The organism is Kluyvera sp. EC_51, assembly GCF_019584505.1.
GTDB lineage: Bacteria > Pseudomonadota > Gammaproteobacteria > Enterobacterales > Enterobacteriaceae > Kluyvera > Kluyvera sichuanensis.
The window spans coordinates 91,158-102,950 of sequence record NZ_VDAG01000016.1; the positions used below are offsets into that span (position 1 = coordinate 91,158).

Annotated in this window: 10 protein-coding genes and 1 riboswitch; of the genes, 8 read left to right on the forward strand and 2 right to left on the reverse strand. The window is 55.0% G+C overall.

The window, feature by feature from the left end; translation table 11 throughout:
* Positions 1–140 precede the first annotated feature (140 nt).
* From argC to oxyR, 4 genes are all read left to right on the forward strand, one after another.
* Complete coding sequence (gene argC, locus FHC49_RS05430; RefSeq protein ID WP_185668790.1) at positions 141–1,145, forward strand: N-acetyl-gamma-glutamyl-phosphate reductase; 1,005 nt, start codon at positions 141–143, stop codon at positions 1,143–1,145.
* 12 nt (positions 1,146–1,157) lie between these two features.
* A complete protein-coding gene (argB, locus tag FHC49_RS05435; RefSeq protein WP_185668789.1) occupies positions 1,158–1,931 on the forward strand; it encodes an acetylglutamate kinase in 774 nt (257 codons plus the stop codon).
* Between the two features lie 145 nt (positions 1,932–2,076).
* On the forward strand, positions 2,077–3,450 hold the full coding sequence (argH, locus tag FHC49_RS05440; protein ID WP_220439103.1) for an argininosuccinate lyase: 1,374 nt from the start codon (positions 2,077–2,079) through the stop codon (positions 3,448–3,450).
* 309 nt (positions 3,451–3,759) lie between these two features.
* Positions 3,760–4,677, forward strand: coding sequence for a DNA-binding transcriptional regulator OxyR (gene oxyR / locus FHC49_RS05445; protein ID WP_185668787.1), 918 nt, complete (start codon positions 3,760–3,762; stop codon positions 4,675–4,677).
* Here oxyR and sthA read toward each other — a convergent pair.
* Positions 4,660–6,060, reverse strand: coding sequence for a Si-specific NAD(P)(+) transhydrogenase (gene sthA, locus FHC49_RS05450; protein ID WP_185668786.1), 1,401 nt, complete (start codon positions 6,058–6,060; stop codon positions 4,660–4,662). The genes oxyR and sthA overlap by 18 nt on opposite strands.
* A 197-nt stretch (positions 6,061–6,257) precedes the next feature.
* Here sthA and fabR point away from each other — a divergent pair, with 197 nt between their 5' ends.
* Together fabR and FHC49_RS05460 are read left to right on the forward strand one after the other, a co-directional pair.
* The gene (fabR, locus tag FHC49_RS05455) at positions 6,258–6,893 is read left to right on the forward strand and encodes an HTH-type transcriptional repressor FabR (protein ID WP_185668785.1); all 636 of its coding nucleotides are present in this window, start codon (positions 6,258–6,260) and stop codon (positions 6,891–6,893) included.
* 15 nt (positions 6,894–6,908) lie between these two features.
* A complete protein-coding gene (locus FHC49_RS05460; protein WP_185668784.1) occupies positions 6,909–7,265 on the forward strand; it encodes a YijD family membrane protein in 357 nt (118 codons plus the stop codon).
* A gap of 34 nt (positions 7,266–7,299) precedes the next feature.
* On the opposite strand, the gene trmA is transcribed toward FHC49_RS05460, so the two are convergent.
* Positions 7,300–8,400 (reverse strand): tRNA (uridine(54)-C5)-methyltransferase TrmA, encoded by a 1,101-nt coding sequence (gene trmA, locus FHC49_RS05465; protein WP_220439105.1) that lies wholly within the window; start codon positions 8,398–8,400, stop codon positions 7,300–7,302.
* Positions 8,401–8,514: 114 nt separating this feature from the next.
* A riboswitch (cobalamin riboswitch) is annotated at positions 8,515–8,702 on the forward strand.
* Between the two features lie 64 nt (positions 8,703–8,766).
* Here trmA and btuB point away from each other — a divergent pair.
* Together btuB and murI are read left to right on the forward strand one after the other, a co-directional pair.
* A complete protein-coding gene (gene btuB / locus FHC49_RS05470) occupies positions 8,767–10,650 on the forward strand; it encodes a TonB-dependent vitamin B12 receptor BtuB (protein WP_220439106.1) in 1,884 nt (627 codons plus the stop codon).
* Entirely contained in the window at positions 10,595–11,452 is an 858-nt protein-coding gene (murI, locus tag FHC49_RS05475; protein ID WP_220439107.1) for a glutamate racemase, read from the forward strand. Before btuB ends, murI begins: the two co-directional genes overlap by 56 nt.
* The last annotated feature ends 341 nt before the right edge of the window (positions 11,453–11,793 follow it).

The following is an 11,793-nucleotide window of genomic DNA, read 5'->3' on the forward strand; positions in this document are numbered from 1 at the left end:
CGGGTCATGATAGTATCAATATTCATGCAGTATTTGTGAATAAAAATACATTATCATTAGGCGTAAGAAAACCCACCAACGGTAGGGTGAATAGAAAACGCTTAATCAGGCAAACAGACATAAGAAGGTGAGCAGCCCCGATGTTGAATACGCTGATTGTGGGCGCGAGCGGTTACGCTGGCGCAGAGCTTGTGACCTATGTAAATCGCCATCCTCATATGAACATAACCGCTTTGACGGTCTCAGCGCAAAGCAATGATGCAGGAAAGTTAATCTCCGATTTGCATCCACAGCTGAAAGGGATTGTCGATCTGCCGCTGCAGCCGATGTCCGACATCAGCGAATTCAGTGCCGGTGTTGATGTGGTGTTCCTGGCGACCGCCCACGAAGTGAGTCACGATCTGGCCCCGCAGTTCCTTGCGGCAGGCTGCGTGGTGTTCGACCTTTCCGGTGCGTTCCGCGTCAACGACGGTGCCTTCTATGAAAAATACTACGGCTTTACCCATCAGCATCCTGAGCTGCTGGCGCAGGCGGTGTACGGCCTGGCCGAGTGGAGCGCCGAGGCGCTGAAAGAGGCGAACCTGATTGCGGTGCCGGGCTGTTACCCGACGGCGGCGCAGCTTTCTCTGAAACCCCTGATTGATGCCGATCTCCTGGATCTCAACCAGTGGCCAGTGATCAACGCCACTTCCGGCGTGAGCGGTGCCGGGCGCAAAGCCGCTATCTCTAATAGCTTCTGCGAAGTCAGTCTACAGCCGTACGGCGTGTTCACTCATCGCCATCAGCCGGAAATCGCCAGCCACCTTGGCGCAGAGGTGATTTTCACCCCGCATCTGGGCAACTTCCCGCGCGGTATTCTGGAGACGATTACCTGTCGTCTGAAGCCGGGCGTGACCCACGCGCAGGTGGCAGAAACCTTACAACAGGCCTACGGTGACAAGCCGATGGTACGTTTATACGAGAAGGGCGTTCCGGCACTGAAAAATGTGGTCGGACTGCCGTTCTGCGATATCGGTTTTGCCGTGCAGGGCGAGCACCTGATCGTCGTGGCGACCGAAGACAACCTATTGAAAGGCGCTGCCGCACAGGCCGTGCAGTGCGCCAATATCCGTTTCGGCTTCGCTGAGACGCAGTCTCTTATTTAAGGTGTGACGACGATGAATCCATTAATTATCAAACTGGGCGGCGTGTTACTGGATAGCGAAGAGGCGCTGGAGCGTCTGTTTACCGCACTGGTGAACTACCGCGAGTCGCATCAGCGCCCGCTGGTGATTGTCCACGGCGGTGGCTGCGTAGTGGATGAGCTGATGAAACAGCTCAATCTGCCGGTGAAAAAGAAAAATGGTCTGCGCGTCACCCCTGCCGATCAAATCGACATTATTACCGGCGCGCTGGCGGGTACCGCCAACAAAACGCTGCTGGCATGGGCGAAGAAGCATGATATCGCCTCCGTTGGCCTGTTCCTCGGCGACGGCGACAGCGTGCAGGTGAGCAAACTGGATGAAGAATTGGGCCATGTGGGTCTGGCGCAGCCGGGTTCGCCTAAATTGATTAATCTGCTGCTGGAAGGCGGTTTCCTGCCGGTGGTGAGCTCTATCGGCGTGACCGCCGAAGGGCAACTGATGAACGTCAACGCTGACCAGGCGGCAACCGCGCTGGCGGCTACGCTTGGCGCAGACCTGATTCTGCTCTCCGATGTGAGCGGCATTCTCGACGGTAAAGGCCAGCGTATTGCGGAAATGACGGCGGCGAAGGCTGAGCAGCTGATCGAGCAGGGCATTATTACCGATGGGATGATTGTGAAGGTGAACGCGGCGCTTGATGCGGCACGTACGCTGGGTCGCCCGGTAGATATCGCCTCATGGCGTCACGCGGAGCAACTGCCGGCGCTGTTTAACGGCACGCCAATTGGTACGCGTATTCTGGCTTAAGTGATTTTCCCCTCACTCTAACCCTCTCCCCTAAGGGGCGAGGGGACTGGGTTTTACCCTCTCCCTCAGGGAGCGGGCCGGAGTGAGGGTTATTTTCAGGCCGGAGACTACCCGGCAAAAATAAACGAATTTAAGGAAGCATGTTATGGCACTTTGGGGTGGGCGTTTTACTCAGGCAGCGGATCAGCGGTTCAAACAGTTCAACGACTCTTTACGCTTTGACTATCGCCTGGCGGAGCAGGATATCGTTGGCTCTGTTGCCTGGTCCAAAGCGTTGGTGACGGTCGGCGTTCTGACGGCGGAAGAGCAATCTCAACTGGAAGCCGCGCTGGGCGTGCTGCTGGAAGAAGTGCGGGCAAACCCGCAGCAGATTCTGCAAAGCGATGCCGAAGATATCCATAGCTGGGTAGAAGGTAAGCTTATCGACAAAGTGGGCCAGCTGGGTAAAAAGCTGCACACCGGCCGTAGCCGTAACGACCAGGTCGCGACCGACCTCAAACTGTGGTGCAAAGATACCGTTGCTGAGCTGCTGACGGCCATCCGCCAGCTGCAAAGCGTGCTGGTCGACACCGCGCAGGCCAACCAGGATGCGGTGATGCCGGGCTATACGCACCTGCAACGTGCGCAGCCGGTGACCTTTGCGCACTGGTGCCTGGCCTACGTTGAGATGCTGGCGCGTGACGAAAGCCGCCTGCAGGATACCCTCAAGCGTCTGGACGTGAGCCCGCTGGGCTGCGGCGCGCTGGCGGGTACCGCTTATGAAATCGATCGTGAACAGCTGGCGGGCTGGCTGGGCTTTGCGTCCGCCACCCGTAACAGCCTGGACAGCGTTTCTGACCGTGACCACGTGCTGGAACTGCTGTCTGATGCGTCCATCGGCATGGTGCACCTGTCGCGCTTTGCTGAAGATCTGATCTTCTTTAATACCGGTGAAGCGGGCTTTGTTGAGCTGTCTGACCGCGTGACCTCAGGTTCCTCCCTGATGCCGCAGAAGAAAAACCCGGATGCGCTCGAGCTTATCCGCGGTAAGTGTGGCCGCGTACAGGGTGCGCTGACCGGCATGATGATGACCTTAAAAGGCCTGCCGCTGGCCTATAACAAAGATATGCAGGAAGACAAAGAGGGCGTATTCGACGCGCTCGATACCTGGATGGACTGCTTGCATATGGCGGCGCTGGTGCTGGATGGTATTCAGGTGAAACGTCCACGTTGCCAGGAAGCGGCGCAGCAGGGTTATGCGAACGCCACCGAACTGGCGGATTATCTGGTGGCGAAAGGCGTTCCGTTCCGTGAAGCGCACCATATCGTGGGCGAAGCGGTGGTTGAGGCCATAGCTCAGGGTAAACCACTGGAGGATCTGGCGCTGGCTGACCTGCAGAAATTCAGCGCGGTGATTGGCGACGATGTTTACCCAATTCTGTCGCTGCAATCCTGCCTTGATAAGCGTGCAGCAAAAGGCGGCGTGTCGCCGAAGCAGGTAGCACAGGCGATTAGCGACGCGAAGGCGCGCTTGGGTTAATTCTCTGCGGGCTGATGCCCTCACCCCCAACCCCTCTCCCACAGGGCGAGGGGAGCATGTAGCCCGGCCAAGCGCAGCGACGCCGGGTTTTTTACGGCCAAAAAAAAGCGGGCACGGGGCCCGCAAACGTTCATGTTGGCTTTATTTGTCGAGTTTGAGAGAAACTCCGAATCAGTGTGACGACTTCAAGGGTTAAACAAGGGTCACCTGTTTCTGTGGTGTATTATTGAACAGAACGCTTGATAGGGATAATCATTCATTGCTATTCTATCTATCGCCATGAACTATCGTGGCGATGGAGGATGAATAATGAATATTCGTGATCTTGAATACCTGGTGGCGTTAGCTGAACACCGGCACTTCCGCCGGGCGGCAGATTCCTGCCATGTCAGCCAACCAACCCTGAGCGGGCAGATTCGTAAGCTGGAAGATGAACTGGGCGTCATGCTGCTGGAGCGTACCAGCCGCAAAGTGCTGTTCACCCAGGCGGGGCTGCTGCTGGTGGATCAGGCGCGTACCGTGTTACGCGAGGTCAAAGTGCTGAAGGAGATGGCAAGCCAGCAGGGGGAGACAATGTCCGGCCCGTTGCATATCGGCCTGATCCCAACCGTTGGCCCGTATCTGCTGCCTCATATTATTCCCATGCTGCACCAGACCTTCCCGAAGCTCGAAATGTACCTGCATGAAGCGCAAACCCATCAACTGCTGGCGCAGCTCGACAGCGGTAAGCTGGACTGTGCGATTCTGGCGCTGGTGAAAGAGAGTGAAGCCTTTATTGAGGTGCCGCTGTTCGACGAGCCGATGATGCTGGCGATCTATGCCGATCACCCGTGGGCGGAGCGCGATCGCGTGCCGATGTCGGATCTGGCCGGTGAGAAGTTGCTGATGCTGGAAGACGGGCACTGCCTGCGCGACCAGGCGATGGGCTTCTGCTTTGAGGCGGGTGCGGATGAAGATACGCATTTCCGCGCAACCAGCCTGGAAACGCTGCGCAATATGGTGGCGGCGGGAAGCGGGATTACGCTGCTGCCTGCACTCGCCGTGCCGCAGGAACGCAAACGCGATGGCGTGGTGTACCTGCCGTGCATTAAGCCAGAACCACGCCGCACCGTTGGCCTGGTCTATCGCCCGGGATCGCCTCTACGTGGCCGCTATGAGCAGCTGGCAGAGGCCGTCCGCGAAACGATGGACGGCCATTTTGACAGTGCGTTAAAACAGGCGGTTTAAGCCGTTTAGCGCCGCTACCCGATAGGCTTCCGCCATGGTTGGGTAGTTAAAGGTGGTGTTAACGAAGTACTCAATGGTGTTACCACCACCTTTCTGCTCCATAATCGCCTGGCCGATATGAATAATTTCGGCCGCGCGCTCGCCAAAGCAGTGAATACCGAGGATCTCCTTGGTCTCCCGATGGAACAGGATCTTCAGGCTTCCCACGCTCATACCGACGATTTGCGCTCGGGCCAGGTGTTTAAACTGTGCACGACCTACCTCATACGGCACTTTCATCGCGGTCAGTTGCTGTTCGGTTTTGCCGACGGAGCTGATTTCCGGAATGGTATAGATACCGGTCGGGATGTCTTCAATCAGATGTGCGCTGGCTTCACCTTTCATTAACGCCTGCGCGGCAATGCGGCCTTGATCATAGGCCGCCGAAGCCAGGCTCGGATAACCGATAACATCACCGACGGCATAGACGTGCGGCAGCGCGGTCTGGTACATGCTGTTCACTTTCAGCTGTCCGCGGCCATCGGCCTGTAGCCCGATGTTTTCCAGCGACAGCGAATCGGTGTTGCCGGTACGACCGTTGGCGAACAGCAGGCAGTCCGCTTTGAGCTTCTTGCCGGACTTCAGGTGCATGATCACGCCGTCGTCCACGCCTTCAATTTTCTCGTACTCTTCGTTGTGGCGAATGACGACGCCGCTATTCCAGAAGTGGTAAGAGAGCGAATCTGACATTTCCTGGTCAAGGAAGGCCAGCAGACGGTCGCGGGTGTTGATCAGATCAACCTTAACCTCCATTCCACGGAAGATAGACGCATATTCGCAGCCGATAACCCCTGCGCCGTAGATAATCACGTGGCGCGGTTCGTGGTGCAGGCTGAGAATCGAGTCGCTGTCGTAAATGCGCGGGTGGGTAAAGTCGACGTCGGCTGGGCGATACGGGCGTGAGCCGCAGGCAATCACGAACTTATCGGCGGTGAACGTTTCGACAGAACCGTCCGGACACTCCAGCGCGATGGTGTGCTCATCGACGAAGCGGGCGTCACCCTGCAACATTTCACAGTGATTACGCTCATAAAAGCCCTGACGCATGTGAGTTTGCTGATTGATTACGCTATCGGCATGATTCAGGATGTCGGCAAATGAGGAGCGGAGAAGTCGGCTGTGGTCGCTGTAGAGAGGGTTCTGGTTGAATTCGATAATACGGCTAACGGCGTGGCGAAGGGCTTTAGACGGGATGGTACCCCAGTGGGTACAGCCGCCGCCGACGTTATGATAACGCTCAATAACGGCGACACGGGCTCCTTGCTTCACCAGACCCATAGCAGCACCTTCGCCGCCGGGGCCGGAACCAATTACTATTGCATCATAATCGTAGGAATGTGGCATGGTAAGGCTTACCTGTTCTTATACATAAAAGCAACAGAATCATAACATCATCGAAGTAATAACCCAATTATCGTTGGGCTTTTTTCATACGAAATAGCATAAATAGCATGTAAACAATCATTAACAAAGCTGCGTAAGTCGATTCGTTTTAATCTCTGGTATAGTGCCAGCACGGCTTGTGGAAGGATTCAGTCATCGTGATGGGTGTTAGAGCGCAACAAAAAGAAAAAACCCGGCGTTCGCTGGTGGAAGCGGCATTTAGTCAATTAAGTGCCGAACGTAGCTTTGCCAGCCTGAGCCTGCGCGAAGTGGCGCGCGAGGCAGGGATTGCGCCAACCTCCTTTTATCGTCATTTCCGCGATGTGGATGAGCTTGGGTTGACCATGGTCGATGAGAGCGGCCTGATGCTGCGTCAGTTGATGCGCCAGGCGCGCCAGCGTATCGCCAAAGGCGGCAGCGTTATCCGCACCTCCGTCTCAACCTTTATGGAATTTATCGGCAATAACCCGAACGCCTTCCGCCTGCTGCTGCGCGAGCGTTCAGGCACCTCTGCGGCATTTCGTGCCGCGGTCGCCCGCGAAATTCAGCATTTTATCGCGGAACTTGCCGACTATCTGGAAATCGAAAACCATATGCCTCGTGCGTTCACGGAAGCGCAGGCTGAGGCGATGGTGACTATTGTATTTAGCGCGGGTGCAGAGGCTCTGGATGTAAGCCCTGAGCAGCGCCGTCAGCTGGAAGAGCGGCTGGTGCTGCAGTTACGGATGATCTCCAAGGGCGCATACTACTGGTATCGCCGTGAACAAGAGAAGATGACACATCAGTCCGAATAAGGTGGTAGACGAGCAATGAAACAGTCAGGTCAAGATAAAGGTACGCTGCTGCTGGCGCTGTTGGCTGGCTTATCGATTAACGGGACGTTTGCGGCACTGTTCAGCTCCATCGTGCCTTTCTCTATATTCCCTATTATTGCGCTGGTGCTGACGGTGTACTGCCTGCATCAACGTTACCAGAATCGTACGATGCCGGTCGGGTTACCGGGCCTGGCGGCCGCCTGCTTTATTCTTGGCGTGCTGTTGTACAGTACCGTGGTGCGCGCGGAGTACCCGGATATCGGTTCTAACTTCTTCCCGGCGGTACTCTCGGTAGCGATGGTCTTCTGGATTGGCGTGAAGTTGCGGAGCCGCAAGCAGGAACAGCAATAAGTTGTAGGCCGGATGAACCGGCCTACTTTCAGTCTTACTTCTTCGTTAACAGCACACCGCATTCCATATGATGGGTATACGGGAACTGATCGAACAGCGCCAGGCGTGTCACATTGTGCGTCTGGCTTAACGTTTCCAGGTTCTGGCACAGCGTCTCTGGGTTACAGGAGATGTACAGAATGTTCGGATACGCCTGCACCATCTTCTCGGTTTCGCTGTCCAGCCCGCTGCGCGGCGGATCGACGAAAATCGTCTCGCATTGGTAGCTTTTCAGGTCAATGCCCTGCAGACGGTTAAATTCCCGCACGCCGTTCATCGCCTGAGTAAACTCTTCTGCCGCCATGCGGATGATCTGCACGTTGTCTATCTGGTTAGCGGCGATGTTGTACTGTGCGGCAGCCACGGACGGTTTGGCAATTTCAGTCGCCAGAACGCGGTCAAAGTTGCGCGCCAGCGCCAGCGAGAAGTTACCGTTACCGCAGTACAGCTCCAGCAGGTCGCCGTGTGAATTCTGCGTAGCGTCCAGCGCCCACTCCAGCATCTGAATGTTCATGGCGGCGTTCGGCTGGGTAAAGCTGTTTTCCACCTGACGGTAGATCATCTCTTTGCCTGCAACCGGCAGGCGTTCATCAATGTAGTCCTGGTCCAGCTCAATTTTGGTTTTGGTCGCACGACCAATCAGGTGCACGTTCAGCCCTTGCGCCCGCAGTGCGTCTCGCAGCGCTTCGGCCTGCTCACGCCATTCGTCATCGAGCTTTTTATGGTACAGCAGCGAGACAACAGCTTGATTGCTCAGCGTCGTGAGGTAATCAATCTGGAACAGCTTGTGGCGCAGCGCGTGGTTATCGCGAACGCCGTCGAGCACGGCAGTCATCAGGGTATTGATAAGCTGGCTTGCCGCAGGGAAGGCGTCTACGCGGATGCGGTTCTTGGTCTGCTGGTCGAACATGATGTGGTACAGGTCATCACCGTCGTGCCAGATGCGGAATTCTGCGCGCATCCGGTAGTGGCTGACCGGCGAGCGAAACACCTCCGGCGCAGGTGCGCTAAACGGCGTCATCATCGTTTGCAGGCGAGTGACTTTCTCGGCGAGCTGAGCGTCGTACTGTTCGGTTGGGAGATGTTCGGGGGTCATGAGGCATCCTGAATAATAAAAGTACGCGGGGATTGTAGGGCTTGTTCAGGGGATGTCCAGCGCCGATGACGGTGAAAATCATAAATAGCAGTCTGGACATCTATATGTAACTAAATGTAGCATCTTCGTACCGGTCCTGTGAGTTAAAAGGGAACCCAGTGTAAATCTGGGGCTGACGCGCAGCGGTAAGGAAGGTAAGAGATGAGTGCATTCAATGCAGACACTGCGGCGTGCCGTGGGAAGTCATCGCCTCTTTATATAGCCTCCAAGCCCGAAGACCTGCCGGATAACGTCGCATGGGGTTTTATCGTCGCGAGCAACGGATAAAACCTGCGGCATCCCTTTTCTATTTGGATGCTTTTAAAAATGATCAAAAAAGCTTCGCTGATGACGGCATTATCCGTCACGGCATTTTCCGGCTGGGCGCAGGACAGCAATTCCGACTCGATGGTGGTGACCGCTAACCGCTTTCAGCAACCGGTCAACACGGTGTTGGCTCCTACCGATGTGGTAACGCGTGAGGATATCCAACGCTGGCAGTCTAAAGATCTCAATGATGTGATGCGTCGCTTGCCGGGAGTGGATATTTCGCAGACCGGTGGGATGGGGAGCAGCTCTTCTCTATTTGTGCGCGGCACTGAAGCGCGTCATGTGCTGGTGCTGATCGACGGTATTCCGATGGCAAGGGCAGGTATTGGTAACGCTATTGATATTGGCCAGATTCCAGTATCTCTGGTTCAGCGTGTCGAATACATCCGCGGGCCGCGTTCGGCTGTTTACGGTTCAGGGGCGATTGGCGGCGTGGTCAACATCATCACTATGAGTGACGATGAACGTGCGCAGATCAATGCCGGAATGGGGTCGAATGGCTACCAGACTTATGACGGCGCGGTGAATAAACGTTTTGGTGACACGATGGTGACGGCGGCAGGCGCTTACCAGACGACCAAAGGTTTTAACGTTAAACCGGACTCTCCTTATAGTGGCGATAGCGACCGCGATGGTTATCGCAACAAACTGTTCTGGGGGGGCGTGCAGCACAAGTTTGACGATAGCTTCTCGGGGTTCTTCCGTGGTTATGGATATACAGCAAACAATGATTACGATCAGGATACGAAATATGGTTCTCCTGAAGGTAATGATGAAGGCCAGAACTACAACCAATCCTGGGACACGGGGCTGCGTTATAATTCAGGCATCTACTCCACTCAGCTTATCGCCAACTATCAGCACCTGAAAGACTATAACTACAGTAGTAATCTCGGTCGCTATGCGGGTGATGCCACGCTGGATAACATGGAGCAGCGTTACATCCAGTGGGGTAACAACGTTGAGGTGGGACACGGCGCGATTAGCGGTGGCGTTGATTGGAAACAGGAAAAGCTGACTTCCAGCAGCACGACGAACTCTGATGTTTATAAACGTGATACTACGGGGCTTTACCTGACGGGACAGCAGCAGATCGATACCGTCACGCTGGAAGCATCGGGCCGTGAAGACCACGATGAACAGTTTGGCTGGCATGGCACGTGGCAGACAGCTGCAGGTTGGGAGTTTGTTGATGGTTACCGCGCAACGCTTTCATATGGCACCAGCTTCCTGGCGCCGTCTCTGGGGCAGCAATTCGGTGCGACGCGTTATGCATCGCAATATTATTCAGGTATTGCAGCAAACCCGAATCTGAAACCGGAAGAGTCTAAACAGTGGGAAGCGGGGATTGATGGGATTACGGGATTGCTGGATTGGAGGCTTTCTGCGTATCACTATGAAATTCAAAACCTGATTGATTATAAAAGTACGAGCGGTCTCAACCAATACGTCAACGTGAAATCGGCCACCATTAAAGGTCTGGAGTGGACGGGAAATATCACGACTGGCCCGGTAGAACACCACCTGACGCTGCAGTATGTTGATCCGCGTGACGATGAAACCAATCAGGTTCTTGCTCGCCGAGCGAAACAGCAGGTGAAGTATGAGGTAACCGGGCAGGTTTACGATCTCGGCTGGAATATTGCTTACCAATATTTAGGTCAGCGCTATGACAACAACTATGACGAGACAACAAGTACCTCTAGTCGGGTTAAAATGGGCGGCGTTAGCCTGTGGGATATCGGATTGTCATATCCTGTCACCTCACACCTGACCGTTCGTGGTAAAATAGCCAACCTGTTCGATAAAGATTACGAGACAGCATATGGCTACCCAACTGCAGGACGGGAATACACCTTGTCTGGCAGCTACACCTTCTGAACCACGTCCTACCGTACTGGTGTTTGACTCCGGTGTCGGTGGGCTGTCGGTCTATGATGAGATCCGGCATCTCTTGCCGGATCTCCATTACATCTATGCCTTCGATAACGTCGCATTCCCCTATGGGGAGAAGAGCGAAGAGTTTATCGTGGAGCGCGTTGTTGAAATTGTCACTGCGGTACAGGCGCGTTACCCGCTTTCCCTGGCGGTGATTGCCTGTAACACGGCCAGTACGGTCTCTTTGCCCGCGCTGCGTGACAAGTTTGCCTTCCCGGTTGTGGGCGTTGTACCGGCTATCAAACCGGCAGCGCGTCTCTCGGCTAACCGTATTGTGGGCTTACTGGCAACGCGGGGTACGGTCAAACGTCCTTATACCCATGAGCTGATTGCTCGCTTTGCCAATGAATGCCGCATCGAGATGCTGGGTTCTGCCGAGCTGGTGGAACTGGCGGAAGCGAAGCTGCACGGTGAGCCGGTTCCTCTGGAAGAGCTGCGCCGTATTCTGCGTCCATGGCTGCGTATGCAGGAACCGCCGGATACCGTCGTGCTCGGCTGCACTCACTTCCCTCTATTACAGGATGAGTTGCTGCAGGTGCTTCCCGAAGGTACCCGATTAGTGGATTCCGGTGCGGCAATCGCGCGTCGTACTGCCTGGCTGCTGGAACATGAAGCGCCGGATGCGAAATCCAGCGATGCAAATCTGGCTTACTGCATGGCGTTGACGACAGTAACTGAGCAACTTTTACCCGTTTTACAGCGTTACGGCTTTGAAACGCTCGAAAAACTGCCTGTTTTAGCCTGATTTGAGCAAAAAAGAGACGGTTGAAAAGTTTTTTTAAAACAGGGCTTGTCAACGTCTCAGAACTCCCTATAATGCGCCTCCACTGACACGGAACAACGGCAAACAAGCCGCCGGGTCAGCGAGGTTCTCTTGAGAATCTCGAGAGAGGAAAGCGAAAATAAATGCTTGACTCTCAAGCGGGAAAGCGTAATATGCACATCCCGCGCCGCTGACAAAAAGCGAAGCGGCACTGCTCTTTAACAATTTATCAGACAATCTGTGTGGGCACTCGAAGATACGGATTCTTAACGTCGCAAGACGATAAATGAATACCAAGTCTCTGAGTGAACACGTAATTCATT

Bases quoted from the DNA above. Each gene is read 5' to 3' on its own strand.
- argC (WP_185668790.1), top strand. From the start codon at position 141: ATGTTGAATACGCTGATTGTGGGCGCGAGCGGTTACGCTGGCGCAGAG.
- argB (WP_185668789.1), top strand. From the start codon at position 1,158: ATGAATCCATTAATTATCAAACTGGGCGGCGTGTTACTGGATAGCGAA.
- argH (WP_220439103.1), top strand. From the start codon at position 2,077: ATGGCACTTTGGGGTGGGCGTTTTACTCAGGCAGCGGATCAGCGGTTC.
- oxyR (WP_185668787.1), top strand. From the start codon at position 3,760: ATGAATATTCGTGATCTTGAATACCTGGTGGCGTTAGCTGAACACCGG.
- sthA (WP_185668786.1), bottom strand. From the start codon at position 6,060: ATGCCACATTCCTACGATTATGATGCAATAGTAATTGGTTCCGGCCCC.
- FHC49_RS05460 (WP_185668784.1), top strand. From the start codon at position 6,909: ATGAAACAGTCAGGTCAAGATAAAGGTACGCTGCTGCTGGCGCTGTTG.
- trmA (WP_220439105.1), bottom strand. From the start codon at position 8,400: ATGACCCCCGAACATCTCCCAACCGAACAGTACGACGCTCAGCTCGCC.
- btuB (WP_220439106.1), top strand. From the start codon at position 8,767: ATGATCAAAAAAGCTTCGCTGATGACGGCATTATCCGTCACGGCATTT.
- murI (WP_220439107.1), top strand. From the start codon at position 10,595: ATGGCTACCCAACTGCAGGACGGGAATACACCTTGTCTGGCAGCTACA.